The organism is Shewanella marinintestina, assembly GCF_023283845.1.
Taxonomy (GTDB): domain Bacteria; phylum Pseudomonadota; class Gammaproteobacteria; order Enterobacterales; family Shewanellaceae; genus Shewanella; species Shewanella marinintestina.
Genome location: NZ_JAKILC010000015.1, coordinates 117,449 through 134,896, shown reverse-complemented (window position 1 = coordinate 134,896; position 17,448 = coordinate 117,449). Strand labels below are relative to the sequence as shown.

Below are 17,448 nucleotides of genomic sequence, written 5' to 3'. Positions count from 1 at the left end.
TTCAATATCCTAATCAGAAAATGAATTAGGTGTTCTAAATGAACCGCCCTGTGCGGAGCCGCATGCAGGGTGGTGTGGGGGCTGGAGGCTAGATACCTCCGGCTACCCGATCGCTATTGCAGCGGCAGCGAAATAGTAATTTTTAGGCCAGCTTGCTGATTATTCTCTGCGCTAATTTTACCCTGGTGCGCCTGTACGGCTGCCTTAGCGATTGCTAATCCCAATCCCCAGCCGCCGGATTCTCTTTCTCGGGCTGATTGCGGTCGGTAGAAAGGTTTGAAAATCGCCTCAAGATCGGCTTCATTGCTGATCCCTGGACCATCATCAATAATTTCTATCTGTACTGCTGTGGTATCCATCATTGCTTGAATGGATACTTGAGTATTGGCGTAGCGAATCGCGTTGCGCAGCAAGTTCTCTACCGCGCGGCAAAGTGGTCGCGGATAGAGTGGTAATACAATTGATTCATCAATGTCGATGTGCAACTGCTTTTGCTGTTGTTGGGCTTCAAAGTCTGCGTCATCTAAGATCTGACTTAAGATCTCAGCGAGCTCAAGCTTAGGCTTATTGTCGTTGGCATTCAGCTTTACGCGTGACAGCTCTAATAGTTCAGCAATCATCTGCTCGAGCTGGTCTGCTTCGTATTCAATACGCTCGGTTTCGGCGGTCTCTTGGCCCTTTTTACGACTCAAAGCTAAAGACAATTTAAGTCGAGTTAAGGGCGTGCGCAGCTCATGAGAAATATCGCTAATCAGTCTTTGTTGGCTCTTGACCATATCTTCAACCGAGTCAGCCATACTGTTAAATGCTTGAGCCAATTGACCTATTTCGTCATTGCGTTTAACCGTTGCCATATCGACACGGCTACTTAAGTCGCCATCAGCTAACGCATCAGCACTGCGTTTTAGTGAGCGTAACGGTTTACCTAAGTGCCAGGCAAATAAGCCGCACAATAGGCCTGAAAGCAAAATGGCAATGCTCAGAGTTAAAATCTTATTGTCGATAAAGAAGAAAAACCAAGGGCGCGGATGATGCTCGGGTAAGCGTCCAAATAAGCTATAGGGTTTACCACTAATTTCAAAATTATAGGGGCCGAAAATTAGCTCGTCTCTAAATTGATGTTTAATCGGCTCACCCGCTTCGTCAGCGAGTAACATAAAGCGTCTAAGTGAGCGTGATGACTTATGACTGTTAAGCACCTTTCCGTATTCATCGACTAAATAGATGCGCGCAGGTCGGCCTTTAAATTCTTTAAAGCGGCTCCAATGTTTGAGCTTATCTGACTCTAAAATTTGTGGATTCTGGCTTATGCGTTTAGCGCTTTTTTCTAACAAGCGTTCAAGTGGATAGGGGATGGCCGACTGATCATGATTTTGCTGCATCAGAGGTAGTAAACCAATAAGAGCAATGATCAACGAGCTACAGAGCCAAAAGCCCAATAGTAATTTTACGAATATATTGTTGGGGTTTTTTCTGAGCTGCATTTACGGTAACCAGATATAACCTTTGCCGCGTATTGTTTTTACGCGTGGGCGACCGTCGCTGCGCTCAGGCATCTTTTTTCGCAAGTTAGAAAGGTGCATATCTAAGCTACGGTCAAAAGGCATCAACTTTTTGCCTAAGACTTTCTCACTTAAAGTTTCTTTGCTTGCCAGTTCTCCGGTATTTTTAACCAGCTCAAATAGAAGGCTAAACTCGGTGCCCGTTAGAATGATTAACTGCTCTTGGCAGTGCACTTCTTGACGCGCTGGATCTAAATTAATGTCGCCATATTGGTGAGTGGATTGTGGAGCATCGTTTGCTTGGCTGTGAGTGCGCCGAATAATAGCGCGAATGCGTGCAACTAATTCACGGTCGTTAAACGGCTTTGGTAGATAATCATCGGCACCAATTTCCAATCCTACCACACGGTCAATTTCATCCCCACGAGCGGTGAGCATTAATACTGGTGTTTGCTTTTTACTGCGCAGTGCACGTAATACTTCAAAGCCATTAAGTTTTGGCAGCATTACGTCGAGTAAAATGAGATCAAATTGCTGCGCAATCGCGAGATCGAGTCCTGTTTGGCCATCATGGGCCAGTGTCAGTTCAAAACCTTCAAGCTCTAGCAGTTGTGCAAGCAACTCAGATAGACCTAAGTCATCATCTATCAATAATATACGGCTCATATTTACCCTTCAAAAATAATCTCACTGGAGGGAGTATACCCTTTTTGATGTCAATTGCAGTTTAGGAGTGTAATGCTAAGTAAAGATAGATAAGCGTTAGCATAATCGAAGTTAATTTAAACTGCTTTACAGAGCTTTACGCTAAATAAACTCAACATTACATTGGGCTAGCTACACTGGTAACCGTCAAATGAAGCTTAGCAGGGCTAGGCAAATTAAATTGAGGCTACCATGATGAAAAAGAATACGTTAAAAGCAGGTTTGCTTGCCATAGTGGCCAGCAGTGCATTACTAACCGCTGGTGTTAGCGCTGGCGAAAACCACCAAGGTTCAAACGAAGGCAAAAGCGGTTATCACCAGATGAAAGGTAAGCATGGTGGTCACCATGACATGCGCAAAATGTTCCGTGGTTTAGATTTAACTGCTGAGCAAAAAACTGAAATGAAAGCACTATTTAGTGCGCATCGTGATGAGATGAAGCAAAACCGTCCTTCAAAAGAAGAACGTGCGGCGCAAAAAGCCAAGATGCTAGATTTCATCACCACAACTAACTTCAGTGAAGAGGCGGTTAAGCAAGCTTTAGCGGCTAAACAAGAAGCGCGTCAGCAAAAAGCTGTTGATATGCTGAAGTTACAAAACCAAGCTTACCAGCTGCTAACTCCAGAGCAGCAAGAGAAATTCAAAAAACGTTTTGCTAAGCACCATAAAAGATAACAGCTTTGAGACTAAAAATGACAACACGCTTAATCGTGTTGTTCTATTAAGTCGATTGCTATTAACTTGAGGGAAATCATCCGATTCTCCCTCAAGTTGTTATAAACTTAAGATCTGTGCTTCCCTTACTTTATCAGTAAACAGATTTTATGAATGACACTTCCCAATATGATTTCTGGGTTAAGCTCGCTAGCCGCGCTGCGGTTGCGACTGCATTAACCCTTATTGTCATCAAGTTAGCCGCGTGGATGTATTCTGGCTCTGCCAGTATGTTGGCTTCTTTGACTGACTCCTTTGCTGATGCATTAGCATCAATCGTCAATTTTATCGCGATTCGTTATGCCATCGTGCCAGCAGACCAAGATCACCGTTATGGTCATGGTAAGGCTGAGCCATTAGCGGCTCTGGCGCAATCGGCATTTATTCTCGGTTCTGCATTCTTGCTATTTTTCCATGGTGGTGAACGTTTAATTAACCCCGTTGAAGTTAAGCATGCCACTTTAGGTGTGGTGGTATCGGTTATTGCCATTGCACTGACATTTGCTTTAGTGATGCTGCAAAAAAGAGCGTTGGCGGCCACATCAAGTACAGTGGTTGAGGCTGATTCGCTGCACTATAAGTCGGATTTATTCTTAAATGCGGCGGTATTGTTAGCGTTAGTGTTATCGCAATACGGTTGGTGGTGGGCTGACGGTTTATTTGCCCTGTTAATCGCTTTATTTATTGGTCAACAGGCTATTGGCTTGGCTTATCGTTCGGTCCAATCACTGCTAGACAGAGAACTCGATGATGAAACTCGCACTAAAATCACTGAGATCGCTGTGCAAGATCCGCAGGTGAAGGGTATTCACGATTTACGTACACGTGAGTCAGGTAAAACCATGTTTATTCAGTTCCATCTGGAGCTAGATGGTGACTTGAGCTTACATCAAGCGCATAAGATTGCGGTGGCCACCTCTGAAAGAGTGCGGCAAGAGTTTGTTGAATCTGAGGTGATTATTCACCAAGACCCAGTCTAATTAAATTGAAATAGTTACAGTGTAATTTAACGAAGTACAGGTCAATGTTTAGTGCCCAGCCCGCTCAAATGTTTATGACATTGTTATGATTTAGATCGCTCAGTGTAATATTTGGCTTTAATTGCATCAGAATGTATCGATGGTGGTTTTGAATATGATAGCGTTCGTTCATCAAAAATAATTTAAGGGAATAATGATGAATAAACTATCGATACTAGCGCTCGGTATAGCTGCAATAACTAGCTCTGCAAATGCGTTTGCTACCACTGACCGTACCGGTTTTTATGTGGGTGGCGAAATTGGTGCGATTGAAGCAAAAGAAGGCGGTGAGTCAGAGTCTGGACAAAGCTTTGGTGCTTACGGTGGCTATAACTTTAATGACTGGTTCGGTTTAGAGGCCACGTTATATGGCACAAATGATTTAGCCGACAACGATTTTGCTAGCGTTAATGCGGCGGCATTTTCAGTAGCACCTAAGTTCACAGTTGTATTAAACGATACTTTTTCACTATACGGTAAAGTCGGCGTATCTTCTGTTGCAGTCGTGATTGATAGCGCTTTTAGAGACGTTGATTATTCGGGCTATGGCGTGACTGTTGGTGCTGGTGTAAACGCTGCATTAACTGAGAGTTTGAATCTACGTTTAGGTTATGACTATACCAATGTCGACCTTGATTCTGACGACTTTGGCGCAGCTGACTTTGACGTCGATTTATCGCGATTCACTTTGGGCATGCATTACCAGTTCTAAGTGGCACAAAAAAGGATATCAATGAGATATCCTTTTTTGTTCTATGTCATTGATTAGTCCATTTCAAGTTCTTTGAGCTTACGAGTTAAAGTGTTACGCCCCCAACCTAATCGCTTAGCCGCTTCTTGTTTGTGACCATGAGTATGTTTGAGTGCAGTTTCTAACAAAATACGCTCAAAGGCTGGCTGCACTTCAGTTAGTAGATCGCTATCGCCATCGCTAAGACGCTGGTCAATAAAGTGCTTTAATGCACTTTGCCAATCACTGCTATCACCAACAGAATGACTATTAATCTTAGGCTCTTGCAATAATTCAGGCGGTAAATCTAAGGGCAGAATTTCTTGGCCTGAGGCCATAACGGTTAACCATCTACAGGTGTTTTCAAGCTGGCGCACGTTGCCCGGCCAAGGCAGTTGTGACAGCTTAGTGGCGGTTTCTTTGGTTAGCACCTTGGGCTCTACGGCAATTTCTTTGGCTGCAATTTGTAGAAAGTGACGAGCAAGTTGCGGAATATCTTCGCGGCGCTGTGACAGCGGCGGCAAGTGCACTCGAATCACATTTAAGCGATGAAACAGGTCTTCACGAAAATCACCTTGGTGTACCAGCTGCTCAAGATCTTGGTGGGTCGCGGCAATAATACGTACATCGACTTGTACTGGTGAGTGACCACCGACGCGGTAAAACTGACCGTCGGCTAATACTCGTAATAATCGGGTTTGTACATCAAGAGGCATATCGCCGATTTCATCTAAAAATAGGGTGCCGCCATTAGCTTGCTCGAAACGGCCTTGGCGTACACTCCCAGCTCCGGTAAAGGCACCTTTTTCGTGACCAAATAGCTCTGACTCGATTAAGTCTTTAGGGATTGCCGCCATATTGATGGCAATAAAGGGCTTACCTTTACGCGGGCTGTGTTTATGCAGTGCGCTTGCTACTAATTCTTTACCTGTACCAGATTGACCGTTAATTAACACGCTGATAGATGAGCGTGATAAACGGCCAATGGCGCGAAACACTTCTTGCATTGCAGGTGCTTCACCAATAATTTCTGGTGTAGCAATTAATGGTTCGGTGACGGTGACGCCCGATGATTGTTCTTTTGCATGGGTTAGTGCGCGGTCGACCAGAGAGATAGCTTCATCGATATCAAAAGGTTTAGGTAAGTACTCAAAAGCACCGGCTTGATAGGCACTCACTGCGCTATCGAGGTCGGAATGCGCAGTCATGATAATAACCGGGATATGCGGATAATGGTTTTGTAGGCGTTCGAGTAAGGTCAAGCCATCAGTGCCTGGCATTCGAATGTCGGACACGATGACTTGCGGCTGCGCCATCTCTAGTGCTTGCCAAAGTGACTCAGCAGCAGCAAAGCTCGCACTGCTAAATTTGGCGCTTTGTAAGGCTTTTTCTAATACCCAGCGTATCGAGCTATCGTCATCGAGGATCCAAACTTGTTCAGTCATTATATGTATTCCTCTTATTAACTATTGATGGGTAAAGTGATAGTAAATTCGGTATGGCCGCGTGTTGAGTCACACTCAATGCGGCCACCATGCAAACGGGCAAAGTTATGGGCGATAGATAAACCTAGTCCTGATCCCTGTTCACGGCCTGTAACCATAGGATAAAACAAGGTATCCATTAGCTCTGGCTGAATGCCCGGTCCGTCGTCAATTACTGACAGCATTAGCACCAATTTATGGCGAGTTGTACCTATGGTGACTTGGTGTTGAGTGCGGGTCTTTAGTCGCACATTACCGCCAGCGGGTTCAAGCGCTTGAATCGCATTTTGCACGATATTTAAAATGGCTTGCTGCAGTTGATCGGGATCCATCTCTATATCAGGGATAGACGGATCGTAGTCTTGAGTCAGCGCAATGTTGGCAGGCAAGGTGACATTCACAAGCTTAACCACTTTTTGAATCACTTCGTGAATGTTGTACAAACTATGCAGAGTAGGCTTTTGTGGGCCAAGTAGACGGTCGACTAAATTACGCAAGCGATCGGCTTGTTCAATAATCAGGTCGGTAAACTCGTTAAGCTCTGGTTCTTTTAGCTCGCGAGACAATAACTGCGCAGCACCTCGTAATCCCCCGAGTGGATTTTTGATTTCATGAGCAAGATTACGCACTAGGTATTGCGCAGCTTGTTGCTGGGCATCTTGGGTTAATTGCTGGTGGATCCGGCGCTGTTGGTCTACTTGGCGTAACTCGATTAGTGCTAGGTTTTGCTCATTTTCAAGCGGTGTCAGCGTGACATCTACCGTATGTTGTTGTCCGTCGATTGTTACTAGCGGCACAGTATTAATACTGAGCCCTTGGCCATCACAAATAGCCAGCTTAAGTACTTGTGGATCGACGCCTAAGAGTTGGTAATGTTCTGGCAATGGTTGTTCTGTTAGGCGGTTGCTTCCCACACCGAGTAATTGCTCGGTTGCCGCATTAACATAGAGTAACTCTAGCTCGTCATTGATAACGAGCACTGCCGTTACTAAATGATTGAGCAATAAACTTGTATCCATCAGTTACTCCGAAATATGCACTTGCACCAGATTGGGCATTTTAGTTGCTTGCACTACTATGGTGCACCAAAGTGGTGCAGGCTGCAACTCGACATCATCGGAATGTAAGCTAAATCAATATAATCCTAAGTTTCTCTATTTATAGGGTTTTACTAGTTGGTTCTAGGTTGAGGCCTTATATACTTAGGTTGATTCAAATTTGTTCGATGAAGAAATACCTTGCGTGGAGGAGTAGATGCAAGTTGTTTGCCGTTGTTAGCCAAGGCTTTTACAACAAAGATGTGTTCACCGCGATCGATATTGGTGAGTTTGAATAGGCCGAGGGTTTGTTTGCTGCCTATTTGTTTGCCATCCATATATAGGGCTAATTCGTGGTTGGCTGCGAGTTGCGGGGTGATATTGGTGATAATGGTAATGTCACCTTCATTGCTGCGAATGGTCGCTTCTTCGCTGGGCGAGGCGATGCTCATTTTATAATTAGGTTTGTCTGCCGCAGGAGCTTGATCACTGCCGGGGAGCGCAACGATCTCTGGTAGCTTAATGTTGTTTTGAGTATTTTCTTTGAATTCGACTTCTTCGGCATTTTTCACTGGCTTATCGGAGAAGTGCACGTTTCCTTTTTCATCGACCCATTTATATACTGTGGCGTGAGCGAACGCAGTGCACAGTAGTAAAAGCAGTATTAAGCTAACACGCATTGTGACATCCTATGTTACAGGGTTGTGATGCTCTGAAGATTAGCTGTTTTTGATTAATAAATCATGAAGTTTCTGGTGATAAGCTACAGAAAAAAGTGTGTCTTCAAAAATATTGCTATCTTTGATGTTAAGGTAGACTGAATTGAATTTACCTAAAAGTTGTTTATTTAGCGCAGCCAAAAGGAATAGGTGTACAAGCATGATGCAAAATAGGAAATTGACCGGTTTTACGCTAATCGAGCTGGTTGTTGTGATTATTGTGCTCGGTATTTTAGCTGTTATTGCGCTACCCAAATTTATTGATTTTAGAAATGACGCCGACACGGCAGTGTTAAAAGGTATGCAAGCAAGTTTGAAGTCTGCCCGCGATCTTGTTGCCGCGCAAATTGAGCTAAGGCCTGAAAATCTAAATAATGCCCAAACCCGTTTCACACTGGAAGATGGTCAAAGCATTAGGGTTCGGGGTCATTATCCTGATGGTCGCTGGAACAATACCTTTGCTTATTTAGTCGACTTCGACTCAGTCACTTATATCACTTCAAATCAATGTACCGATGCTAACTCTGATACGGTTTGGTGTGCCCGAAATCGCAATTTGGGCTGGTTCACTCAAAGAGGGTATACAACAGCGACTGATGGTCGGGGTTTTATCATTTTTCCTCGTGGTAATAACGTTAATAGAGATCGCTGCTATTTGTACTACTTCACGCCTAATGACAACAATCTAACCCAAAAGGGCACTTTGCCTGTGGTTGCGCTGGATCTGTCTGAGTGTGGTCAATAATCCACTGGGCTAGCTTAAAATTTACTTTCTATTTCTATCTATATTAGAGGTTGTGTCATGCAAAAATTAGCGTTTATGAGTTGTTTGTTTCTATTGACGGCTTGTCAGGCGACGAGTGAGTCAGAGCCTGCTGCAACTGAAGTGATAGAGCCGAGCTTTGACTGTCAAAAGGCGCAAGGTCAAGTGGAAATACTGATCTGTAATGACCAAGAGCTGGCGGCGTTAGATAGACAAATGTCAGAGGTTTATCAGGCTGCGCTGGTAAATATCCCTGCATCGGCACAGCCGAAAGCGATGCAAAGAGGGTGGGTAAAAGGCCGTAATGATTGCTGGAAATCACAAGATGTACGTCAGTGCACCCTAGATAATTATCAAGACCGAATTCGTGAATTACAAATCGAAGGGCAGTTAATTAAACCTCTTAATAGCGCCACTTTTGATTGTGGAGAGTATCCAGCCATAACTGCGGTTTTTTACACTCAGCTCGACCCTGTTGTAGGCGTCTTTACTTTTGCTGAGCAGAAGATTTTAGCGAATAATGTACGCAGTGGTAGCGGCGCTAAATATCAAGGACGCAATTTTGAGTTTTGGGAGCATCATGGTGAGGCCAGTGTGCAGTTTTTAGGTGATAGTTATCAGTGTCAATTACGACCGTAAGCAAAGCGAGACCATAAACAAAAAGCAGCCAATGAGCTGCTTTTTTGTTTATCTATCGTCATAAGACGAATAACCGTGGTAGGTACGGTATGTGTTGATTAGCTGTTGTCGTATTCTTGCTCAATCTGGCTGGCTTTGGTGCTGTTTTCATGTTGACTGAGTTGTTGAGCATAAGCGGCAATATGTGGGTACTTTTTCACTTCGCCGCTCTGACTAAGTAGTTCAACAATAAACGACATCATAATATCGGCGCCAGTGAGTTTGTCTGCTACTAGATAGCGTTTGCCCTCAAGAGACTGATTGACATAGCTCAGTACCTTTTCTGTTTCTGCGGCAGCGTAGCCCTCTAAGAAGTTAGTTAGGCAGCCATCTTTCGCAACAAACATTCTTAGCAATAATGGCAAAATCGCGGAGCTTTCAGCAAAATGCATCCATTGTAAATACTCAACGTATTCAGCAGTGCCTTTTTCTGGTGCCAAGATCCCCGCTGCATGTGTATCGATTAAGTACTCGGTAATGGCACCTGATTCGGCGATAACCTGTTGGTCATATTCAATGACAGGTGACTTACCCAATGGATGAATCGCTTTAAGCTCTGGTGGCGCTAAAAAGGTTTGGCTGTCACGCTGGTAGGCTTTTATTTGATAGTCTAGTCCTAATTCTTCAAGTAGCCAGATTATGCGCTTTGAGCGTGATTTGTTGAGGTGATGTAGAGTGATCATTGGCGGTCCTTTAATATTCAAAAGATTACATCTGACAAGCACTGTGGAGCTCGCCAGAAATCATACTAGGTAGCAGAGCTATTTGAGTTGCTTGATAATTTCATCGGCGACAACTTCAGAAGATGCAGGGTTTTGACCTGTAATAAGGTTGCCGTCAACGGCAAGGAAACTGCCCCAGTCATCACCTTTACGGTAGTATGCGCCATTTTGTTGCAGCATATCCTCAACTAGAAAAGGCACTATATCAGTAAGTTGCACGGCGGCTTCTTCGCCGTTAGTAAAGCCTGTCACTTGTTTCCCTGCCACTAATGGGGTGCCATCGGCAGACTTAACGTTCTTCAGAGCGCCTGGAGCATGACATACCAAACCGACCGGCTTGTTTGCTTGATGGAAAGCTTCAATCAGTGCAATGGAATGAGCGTCGTTAGTTAAATCCCATAGTGGGCCATGGCCACCAGGGTAGAAAATAGCATCGTAATCGGCTTGGTTAATGTCAGCTAACACATGAGTGGTAGCGAGTTGTTGTTTAGCTTGCTCATCTTGGTTAAAACGTTCAGTTGCGGCAGTTTGAAAATCTGGCTGTTCGCTGCTTGGATCGAGCGGTGGTTGACCGCCTGCTGGCGAGGCTAAAGTGATTGTAAAATCTTGGTCTTTAAAGCGATAAAAAGGACTGGCAAACTCCTCTAACCAAAAGCCGGTTTTTAGACCTGTGTCGCCTAGTTTGTCATGTGAAGTCAGTACCATTAATACGTTCATATTGTTGTCCTTTTTATCTGTTGGTTTGCCAACTAGTGACATCTTTATTATCCGATGTCAGCTAGTTAGCCGAGGTCTCTTTTTACGTTTTTTCTGATATGTGTTTATAAATTACGTTCTAAAATCTTGCGGCTCATCGCCAGATCAACATCTTGGTTTTCACCAAGCGCTGTCATGCCGTGAGCTTCAAGCTGGGCAAGAATAGTATCTATGCTGCTGTTGTCTAAGCCGTAATCTGACAGGCGCGTCTGTATGCCCATTTGTTCGAAGAATTGACGAGTTTTCTCGATCACCTGATCAATAATCTCGTCTTCAGAGCCTTGAGTAATGCCCCATACTCGGCTGGCATACTGTACTAACTTGTCTTTTTTGCCTTGGCGACGAACGTCGAGTAAACCTGGTAAGATCATCGCTAGCGTACGGGCGTGGTCAACGTCATATAAAGCCGTGATTTCATGACCAATCATATGGGTTGCCCAGTCGTGCGGAACACCTTTACCGATAAGACCATTTAATGCCATGGTTGCGACCCACATAAGGTTAGCGCGGACATCAAAATCTTGTGGTTCAGATAGTGCTTTAGGACCAAGCTCGACTAAGGTTTGCAGCAAGCCTTCAGCAAATCTATCTTGTACTGGTGCATTAACTGGGAAAGTAAGATATTGCTCAGTAATGTGTACAAACGCATCAACCACACCGTTGGCCACTTGGCGTTCAGGTAATGTGAAGGTTTTACTTGGGTCTAATACCGAGAACTTAGGGAATACATGGTCACTCATAAAGGCCAGTTTCGCTTTAAATTCTTTACGAGTGATTACGCTACCGCTGTTCATTTCTGAGCCTGTTGCTGGCAAGGTTAACACGCTACCAAAAGGCATAGCTTGGGTTACCTTAGCGCCCCAGCTTAATAGGATATCCCATGGTTCACCTTCAAATAGAGCCGCAGCAGCCACAAACTTAGTACCATCGATGACTGACCCACCGCCTACAGCAAGTAGGAAGTCGATATCTTGTTGTTTAATGACATCTACTGCTTGCATTAAGGTTTCGTAAGTTGGGTTGGCCTCGATACCGCCAAACTCTACTACAGGGCGTTGCTTGAGTGCTGTTTTTACTTCATCAAGGGTGCCGGTGCTTTTGGCACTGTTGCCGCCAAATAGCACTAACACTTTAGCGTCTTGTGGTACGAGGTTATCTAGTTCAGCAATCTTGCCTTCACCAAAGCTAATGTGAGTTGGGTTGTAGTATTCAAAGCTATACATAATTAAATCCTTTAATCGACGGATGTGTCGAATGAAACTCCGGCCTGGTATAAGTAGACCAGTCGTCTAGTTAATAGTTAAAAAATACCCGCCATAAGCTCGTATAAGCATAGGCGGGGGAGATAAACTTGTTAAGTTACTTTTTCGGGCATTGTTAAGGCCGATACTGGGGTGGCCAACATAGCTTTGGTTACCAGCAATACGCGCTCAATAACTTTTGGATCACGGCTTAATTTTTTTCTTAAGCTTGCACCTAACCAGAGTTGATATAAAGTCTCTGCAGTATGGGCTGCATGCATTGGTGCTATTGATCCGTCAGCAATGCCAACTTCAATACAATCGGCAAGCCTCGCAATAACTGCTGTCGAACCTTTATCCAACGCAAGACGCATTGATTCAGAAAGATCTGCAACTTCGGCGCTAAGCTTAACCACTAGGCATTTTTGGTCTGCGCAAGTCTCACTTTGAGTACTCTGCCAGCGTAACCAGTAATTCATTAGCCTGTCTAATCCTGATCCTTCTGAAGCAAACAAGGCATCAATATTGGCTAGGTAAGACTTAAAGTAATTGTTAATGATCTCTTCACCAAACTGCTCTTTAGATTTGAAGTAGTGGTAAAAAGAACCTTTAGGCACATCGGCAAATTTAAGGATCTGCGACAAACCAACATTAGAGAAGCCTTTGCTGGAGATTAGGCCATAACCTGAGTCGATGATGTGTTGTCTTGTTTGTTGAGGTTCTGTTTTCATAATGCATACCTTAACACAATTAGACCGGTCGTCTAGTGGTTTTTGAACAAAAATGAATCATCGTAGAACTAAGGGCTAGATTTGACTGGCTACAGACCTGATATATAAGATTGAAGCGCCGCTATAGCGGTAATGTATTGCGGGAAAAGTTTTGCTTTAGTACCACAGTTGACTCAATACCTGCGATGCAGTTTAAACTGCCAAGAGATTTTTTCACGAAGCTTTCATAGCTTAACAGATCGCTAGCGACGATTTTTAGGACATAATCATGGGCGCCAGTTACCACTGAGCACTCCATTACTTGTTCTAAGTTTTGCATGCTTTCTTCAAACATAATGGCGTGTTGGTCTGAATTTTCTTTCAGCCTAACAAAGGCATATACCACAACATTGAGCCCCACTTCTTTAGGATCTATTTGCGCTGCATAGCCGCTAATGACACCACTTTGCTCTAGCTTTCTAACTCGGCGTAGACAGGGCGTGTCTGACATATTTAGCCTTGCTGCTAGTTCGCTAATAGCGATACGCCCTTGACGTTGCAGTATTGCTAGTATGTTGCGGTCCTTATTATCCATGGGTACAGCCTTTTTATTTTTATGGTGAAAATCAGTAACTACTATTCAATTTATAGGGGATTTCGATCTTAATTGGAAGTTATTGAAGCGAATTTGCCGATTTACACTGACCTTAAGCTGCTAGGCTAATTAGCTAGATAATAATAAGGACTGGCAGATGACGCACAATACTCAGGCGTTCGACCATTGGATCCGTACCCGTTTTGTTGAGCTTAATAGTGAGCTTGAATCTTTATATGCAAAACAAGACGATAGAGCAAATGTTGAAGGTATCGGTGAGCACTTGAAAGTGCAGTTAGAAACGGAAGGTCGTGAACTTATCAGCTGCTTACTTCTAGAAGGGAATACTGATGAAGGTTTTGATCATGCATTTGATTTGCTTGGTAATGTAGGTTTGTATATGGCAGCTTGTCGGCGCCATGAAATTACTGAACCTTCTAGAGAAACGACTTCACCACTTGTCGAAGCATCGACCTTAGCTATGCATATTGGTGCGTCTATTGGAGTGACGCCAAGGTTTGCAACAGCTCATCTCACGACTCATAACCGTTCGCAGCAAGGCGTGTATAAACGCTTTACCAACTTAGACGCTGAAAAGTTGTTTGTTGATTACAATACCAAAGGTATTTTGGCTTATAAGCGCGCCGCTGATGCCTTACTTAAGATCCAACCATTGGGAATCGACCATCCTATTGCCTATGACTTATTGCGTGTTGCTAAACACGCTTTACAGGATGTGATTGAATCTAACCGAATCCTGTTTCAGCAACTGAATGCTGATGACTTTTTCTATTGTGTGAGGCCTTATTACAAGCCCTACCGAGTCGGTAGTCAGGTTTATCGAGGAGCGAATGCTGGTGACTTTGCCGGGATTAACGTCATCGATATGCTACTGGGCCTTTGCGCGGCAAACGAGCCAGGTTATTCGCAGATGTTGGTAGATAAGTTTCTTTATATGATGCCGGAAGATCAAAGTATTTTACGTGACTGTATGCGCCGCACTAGCTTTATGGATGAGTTATTAAACATGACGCACTTAAGCAAGCAGGATTGGTACCAGCAAAACGTCGGCGCATTTCTTGAAGTATGTGATCTTCATGGTGAAACCGCGATTCAGCATCATAACGAACTGGTTACTAAATATATTGCGCTGCCATCAAAAGAGATGGCTGAACAGCATATGTCAAAAGTGACTGCGAGCGGTCCTCCTTTACCTGTATTACTCAACTCACTAGAAAAATTGCGTGATAGAAGATCTGCGGCAAAACGCGATGATATTAATACCCGTTTTGAGGATATAAAGGTACTTAAGGCTAGTCTGGAGGTGCGCTAATATGAGTTCATTTAAAGATGATTTTATCTTAGCGTCTGGCAGTTACTTGCTTAACCACTCCGTAGGTCGCCCATTGAAAACAGCTGAGCAGGCGTTTAGCACTCAGTTTTTCACGCCGTGGCAGACATCTGGAAGAGAACCTTGGCAAGATTGGTTGCAGGTTATTGAGAAGTTTAATCAAAGTTTGGCTAAGTTGTTTAATGCCAAAGTCACTGAATTTTGCCCGCAAGTGAATCTGTCGAGTGCGTTGACCAAGCTGATAATGTCGCTTGAACGATTAGAGCGACCTAATGCTGTAGTGTTGATGAGTGAGGTTGATTTTCCGAGTATGGGTTTCGTGTTGCAAAAAGCTCTACCAGTTACCTGTGAATTACGCTTTATTCCAAAAGAATTAGACGTAACTGATGCTGCTGTGTGGCAGCAATATATTAGTGAGGATGTTGATTTAGTCTTTGTCAGTCATGTGTATTCTAATACCGGACAACAAGCCCCTTTAAATGAGATTGTTAGCGCTGCTAAGTCGCAAGGTACATTGACTTTGATTGATGTTGCGCAATCCGCAGGGATCATTCCACTCGATCTGAGTCAGCTACAGGCTGATTTTGTTATTGGTTCAAGTGTGAAGTGGTTGTGCGGTGGCCCAGGAGCGGCATACTTATGGATTGATTCAGTGCATATAAGCAAGTGTCAGCCAAAAGATGTCGGTTGGTTTAGCCATGAAAACCCTTTTGAGTTTGATATTCATGAGTTTCGCTATCATCAAACAGCATTAAAGTTTTGGGGCGGAACGCCATCAATTGCACCTTATGCGATTGCAGCCCATAGCATCGACTATTTTGCCAATATTGGCTCATTGAAGCTTAGGGAGCACAATCAGATGTTGATTGAGATAGTTGCCAAGCAATTAGAAGATGTCCTGATATCTCCAAGAGAGCGGTATGCACGTAGTGGAACCATAGTGCTGCATTTTGGGGCTAGACAACAGCAAGTACTGAAGTCTCTAAATACTGCAAATATTAGCGTAGATGTGCGCTGTGAAGGTATACGAGTGTCACCACATATTTACAATGATATGAATGATATTGAGCAGTTATTAACGGTTATTGCTATAAGCTAAACAAGTATAGAAAAGGTCTTATCAAAGACCTTTTCTATACTAAATTGCCTATCTGGGTTAAGGCTTAACAGCTCTTAAATTTACTTTTCTATAATCAAATTGCTGATTAATTCTGTTTAGCTCTCCAACAGAGATCTTCGAAAGTAAGGTTGTACCTTGCGCATCGGTAACAAACTTCTTTGCAGTGAGATTAACAAAGTCGACGACATAAACACTATCATCATTTTGGGCTTTAGCTGTGGCAACGGCATCTTTGTCAGAGCAATCATTACACTTAGTAATAGGGCTCATAGCAGCAAGACTAACGCTGGAAAACAATAGTCCTGCGCTAAGCAGTGTTATCTGGGTAATTTTCTTTTTCATTGTAAGTTCCTTATTACATAAAGGTGATCTTGGTCACGCTTTTAATTTAGGGGATAGGTTAGGAAATGTCCAGCTTAAATGTTATTAACTTGTTGTTTCGTAATGTGTTATTTAGTTTGTTCTAATTGTTGTTTCCGGCAGTTTTTTGATCTAAGTAACTAAGTTAATTATGTTATTTTAGCTTGCCTATCACACATGATTGGCCGATAGTTAAGATTAGTACTGCACTATAAAAGGAATTTTATGAAACTATTCATGCTGTTAATTAGCATCTGCTGTTTCAGTGTTTCAGCAATGGAATGGCGCATAGAGTCTATCGCGTCAGGCGCGTCATTTCGTGGTAGTGCGGTATTTGAAGATATCGCTTGGGTGACTGGTAGCGGCAATCGAGTGTTTATCTCTAAAGATGGCGGCCAATCGTGGCAAGATATTTCAGTTAAAGGCCAGCCGTTAACGGATTTTCGCGATATTGAGGTATTTGATGCCAATACTGCCATAGTAATGGGCGCTGGCGCGGGCGGTTTATCAAAACTCTACATCACTAAAAATCAAGGGCTCAGCTGGGAGCTTTTATTTGATAACCCTGATGATCTTGGTTTTTTCAATTCCATTGCTTTTTGGGATCGTAATAATGGCTTATTACTTGGTGATCCCGTTGGTGGCTGCTATGTGATTTTACGTACAAGTGATGGCGGTAAAACTTGGCAGCGTATCGCACAAGCTGAGCTACCTGAAATGCTCGATAAAGAGGTGGCTTTTGCGGCTAGCGGTAATACGTTAATTGTTGATAAGCGTAGTAGAGCTTGGTTTACCTCTGGCGGCTTTAGTAGCTCAGTTTACAGTAGCGCAGATTCAGGTGCCCATTGGCGCAGACGGCCAGTGGCACTTTATGATGATACTCAAACTGCTGGTGGTTATGGCTTAGCTTTTAATACCTTAGGCGATTTATTTGTATTTGGTGGTGATTACCAACAGCGCGACAAACATGATGCCAATATGGTGTATCGAAAGGGCTATGTTTGGCATAAGCCTCCGGGGGCAACACCGGGGTTGCGCACTGCGATGGCGTGTTATCAAGAAACTTGCATTGCAACGGGTAAGCTGTCGACGGATATTTCCCATGATCATGGTTATAGCTGGCAGCCACTGCTGATCAACGGTGAATCACAAGGTTTCTTTACCTTAGCTATTGATGGAAATACATTAGTTGCAGCAGGGCATAATGGTCGCGTTGTAGTGCATCAGTTTTAGTTTATTGTT

General features: G+C 43.6%; 19 protein-coding genes. 8 read left to right on the top strand and 11 right to left on the bottom strand.

Translation table 11 applies throughout. The annotated features are described in order from the left end of the window. Positions 1–113: 113 nt before the first annotated feature. Positions 114–1,484, bottom strand: coding sequence for an ATP-binding protein (locus L2747_RS15915; RefSeq protein WP_248999995.1), 1,371 nt, complete (start codon positions 1,482–1,484; stop codon positions 114–116). Then, the gene (locus L2747_RS15910; RefSeq protein ID WP_248999994.1) at positions 1,485–2,168 is read right to left on the bottom strand and encodes a response regulator; all 684 of its coding nucleotides are present in this window, start codon (positions 2,166–2,168) and stop codon (positions 1,485–1,487) included. 231 nt (positions 2,169–2,399) lie between these two features. On the opposite strand from L2747_RS15910, the gene L2747_RS15905 reads away from it, so the two are divergent. From L2747_RS15905 to L2747_RS15895, 3 genes are all read left to right on the top strand, one after another. Beyond that, positions 2,400–2,882, top strand: coding sequence for a Spy/CpxP family protein refolding chaperone (locus L2747_RS15905; protein WP_248999993.1), 483 nt, complete (start codon positions 2,400–2,402; stop codon positions 2,880–2,882). Between the two features lie 149 nt (positions 2,883–3,031). Continuing rightward, complete coding sequence (gene fieF, locus L2747_RS15900; protein ID WP_248999992.1) at positions 3,032–3,901, top strand: cation efflux pump FieF; 870 nt, start codon at positions 3,032–3,034, stop codon at positions 3,899–3,901. A gap of 196 nt (positions 3,902–4,097) precedes the next feature. Then, positions 4,098–4,652, top strand: a complete 555-nt coding sequence (locus L2747_RS15895) for a porin family protein (protein ID WP_248999991.1) — start codon at positions 4,098–4,100, stop codon at positions 4,650–4,652. Between the two features lie 53 nt (positions 4,653–4,705). Here L2747_RS15895 and glnG read toward each other — a convergent pair whose 3' ends face one another. The 3 genes from glnG to L2747_RS15880 all read right to left on the bottom strand — a co-directional run bounded on the left by glnG (position 4,706) and on the right by L2747_RS15880 (position 7,871). Further along, entirely contained in the window at positions 4,706–6,115 is a 1,410-nt protein-coding gene (gene glnG / locus L2747_RS15890; protein WP_248999990.1) for a nitrogen regulation protein NR(I), read from the bottom strand. A 17-nt stretch (positions 6,116–6,132) separates the two neighbouring features. Next, the gene (gene glnL, locus L2747_RS15885; RefSeq protein ID WP_248999989.1) at positions 6,133–7,173 is read right to left on the bottom strand and encodes a nitrogen regulation protein NR(II); all 1,041 of its coding nucleotides are present in this window, start codon (positions 7,171–7,173) and stop codon (positions 6,133–6,135) included. Between the two features lie 152 nt (positions 7,174–7,325). Then, positions 7,326–7,871: a DUF4124 domain-containing protein gene (locus L2747_RS15880; RefSeq protein ID WP_248999988.1), complete on the bottom strand. Its 546-nt coding sequence runs from the start codon at positions 7,869–7,871 to the stop codon at positions 7,326–7,328. Between the two features lie 199 nt (positions 7,872–8,070). On the opposite strand from L2747_RS15880, the gene L2747_RS21440 reads away from it, so the two are divergent. Both L2747_RS21440 and L2747_RS15870 read left to right on the top strand, forming a co-directional pair. Beyond that, positions 8,071–8,655, top strand: coding sequence for a type II secretion system protein (locus tag L2747_RS21440; RefSeq protein ID WP_283107308.1), 585 nt, complete (start codon positions 8,071–8,073; stop codon positions 8,653–8,655). A gap of 57 nt (positions 8,656–8,712) precedes the next feature. Continuing rightward, complete coding sequence (locus L2747_RS15870) at positions 8,713–9,312, top strand: MliC family protein (protein ID WP_248999987.1); 600 nt, start codon at positions 8,713–8,715, stop codon at positions 9,310–9,312. Positions 9,313–9,410: 98 nt separating this feature from the next. Here L2747_RS15870 and L2747_RS15865 read toward each other — a convergent pair whose 3' ends face one another. The 5 genes from L2747_RS15865 to L2747_RS15845 form a co-directional block, all read right to left on the bottom strand. Continuing rightward, positions 9,411–10,034 carry a glutathione S-transferase family protein gene (locus L2747_RS15865; RefSeq protein WP_248999986.1) on the bottom strand — a complete coding sequence of 208 codons (624 nt, stop codon included), beginning with the start codon at positions 10,032–10,034 and terminating at the stop codon, positions 9,411–9,413. A 78-nt stretch (positions 10,035–10,112) separates the two neighbouring features. After that, positions 10,113–10,790: a type 1 glutamine amidotransferase domain-containing protein gene (locus tag L2747_RS15860; RefSeq protein ID WP_248999985.1), complete on the bottom strand. Its 678-nt coding sequence runs from the start codon at positions 10,788–10,790 to the stop codon at positions 10,113–10,115. A gap of 104 nt (positions 10,791–10,894) precedes the next feature. Next, positions 10,895–12,052, bottom strand: a complete 1,158-nt coding sequence (locus L2747_RS15855; protein WP_248999984.1) for an iron-containing alcohol dehydrogenase — start codon at positions 12,050–12,052, stop codon at positions 10,895–10,897. Positions 12,053–12,183: 131 nt separating this feature from the next. Next, on the bottom strand, positions 12,184–12,801 hold the full coding sequence (locus tag L2747_RS15850) for a TetR/AcrR family transcriptional regulator (RefSeq protein ID WP_248999983.1): 618 nt from the start codon (positions 12,799–12,801) through the stop codon (positions 12,184–12,186). 121 nt (positions 12,802–12,922) lie between these two features. Beyond that, positions 12,923–13,375, bottom strand: a complete 453-nt coding sequence (locus L2747_RS15845; RefSeq protein WP_248999982.1) for an Lrp/AsnC family transcriptional regulator — start codon at positions 13,373–13,375, stop codon at positions 12,923–12,925. Positions 13,376–13,532: 157 nt separating this feature from the next. Between L2747_RS15845 and L2747_RS15840 the strand changes: the two genes are divergently transcribed. After that, positions 13,533–14,708 carry a PrnB family protein gene (locus tag L2747_RS15840; protein ID WP_248999981.1) on the top strand — a complete coding sequence of 392 codons (1,176 nt, stop codon included), beginning with the start codon at positions 13,533–13,535 and terminating at the stop codon, positions 14,706–14,708. A 1-nt stretch (position 14,709) separates the two neighbouring features. Then, positions 14,710–15,825: an aminotransferase class V-fold PLP-dependent enzyme gene (locus tag L2747_RS15835; protein ID WP_248999980.1), complete on the top strand. Its 1,116-nt coding sequence runs from the start codon at positions 14,710–14,712 to the stop codon at positions 15,823–15,825. A gap of 57 nt (positions 15,826–15,882) precedes the next feature. On the opposite strand, the gene L2747_RS15830 is transcribed toward L2747_RS15835, so the two are convergent. After that, a complete protein-coding gene (locus L2747_RS15830; protein WP_248999979.1) occupies positions 15,883–16,188 on the bottom strand; it encodes a hypothetical protein in 306 nt (101 codons plus the stop codon). Positions 16,189–16,431: 243 nt separating this feature from the next. On the opposite strand from L2747_RS15830, the gene L2747_RS15825 reads away from it, so the two are divergent. Then, positions 16,432–17,439 (top strand): WD40/YVTN/BNR-like repeat-containing protein, encoded by a 1,008-nt coding sequence (locus tag L2747_RS15825; RefSeq protein ID WP_248999978.1) that lies wholly within the window; start codon positions 16,432–16,434, stop codon positions 17,437–17,439. The last annotated feature ends 9 nt before the right edge of the window (positions 17,440–17,448 follow it).

Bases quoted from the DNA above. Each gene is read 5' to 3' on its own strand.
- L2747_RS15915 (WP_248999995.1), bottom strand. From the start codon at position 1,484: ATGCAGCTCAGAAAAAACCCCAACAATATATTCGTAAAATTACTATTG.
- L2747_RS15910 (WP_248999994.1), bottom strand. From the start codon at position 2,168: ATGAGCCGTATATTATTGATAGATGATGACTTAGGTCTATCTGAGTTG.
- L2747_RS15905 (WP_248999993.1), top strand. From the start codon at position 2,400: ATGATGAAAAAGAATACGTTAAAAGCAGGTTTGCTTGCCATAGTGGCC.
- fieF (WP_248999992.1), top strand. From the start codon at position 3,032: ATGAATGACACTTCCCAATATGATTTCTGGGTTAAGCTCGCTAGCCGC.
- L2747_RS15895 (WP_248999991.1), top strand. From the start codon at position 4,098: ATGAATAAACTATCGATACTAGCGCTCGGTATAGCTGCAATAACTAGC.
- glnG (WP_248999990.1), bottom strand. From the start codon at position 6,115: ATGACTGAACAAGTTTGGATCCTCGATGACGATAGCTCGATACGCTGG.
- glnL (WP_248999989.1), bottom strand. From the start codon at position 7,173: ATGGATACAAGTTTATTGCTCAATCATTTAGTAACGGCAGTGCTCGTT.
- L2747_RS15880 (WP_248999988.1), bottom strand. From the start codon at position 7,871: ATGCGTGTTAGCTTAATACTGCTTTTACTACTGTGCACTGCGTTCGCT.
- L2747_RS21440 (WP_283107308.1), top strand. From the start codon at position 8,071: ATGATGCAAAATAGGAAATTGACCGGTTTTACGCTAATCGAGCTGGTT.
- L2747_RS15870 (WP_248999987.1), top strand. From the start codon at position 8,713: ATGCAAAAATTAGCGTTTATGAGTTGTTTGTTTCTATTGACGGCTTGT.
- L2747_RS15865 (WP_248999986.1), bottom strand. From the start codon at position 10,034: ATGATCACTCTACATCACCTCAACAAATCACGCTCAAAGCGCATAATC.
- L2747_RS15860 (WP_248999985.1), bottom strand. From the start codon at position 10,790: ATGAACGTATTAATGGTACTGACTTCACATGACAAACTAGGCGACACA.
- L2747_RS15855 (WP_248999984.1), bottom strand. From the start codon at position 12,052: ATGTATAGCTTTGAATACTACAACCCAACTCACATTAGCTTTGGTGAA.
- L2747_RS15850 (WP_248999983.1), bottom strand. From the start codon at position 12,801: ATGAAAACAGAACCTCAACAAACAAGACAACACATCATCGACTCAGGT.
- L2747_RS15845 (WP_248999982.1), bottom strand. From the start codon at position 13,375: ATGGATAATAAGGACCGCAACATACTAGCAATACTGCAACGTCAAGGG.
- L2747_RS15840 (WP_248999981.1), top strand. From the start codon at position 13,533: ATGACGCACAATACTCAGGCGTTCGACCATTGGATCCGTACCCGTTTT.
- L2747_RS15835 (WP_248999980.1), top strand. From the start codon at position 14,710: ATGAGTTCATTTAAAGATGATTTTATCTTAGCGTCTGGCAGTTACTTG.
- L2747_RS15830 (WP_248999979.1), bottom strand. From the start codon at position 16,188: ATGAAAAAGAAAATTACCCAGATAACACTGCTTAGCGCAGGACTATTG.
- L2747_RS15825 (WP_248999978.1), top strand. From the start codon at position 16,432: ATGAAACTATTCATGCTGTTAATTAGCATCTGCTGTTTCAGTGTTTCA.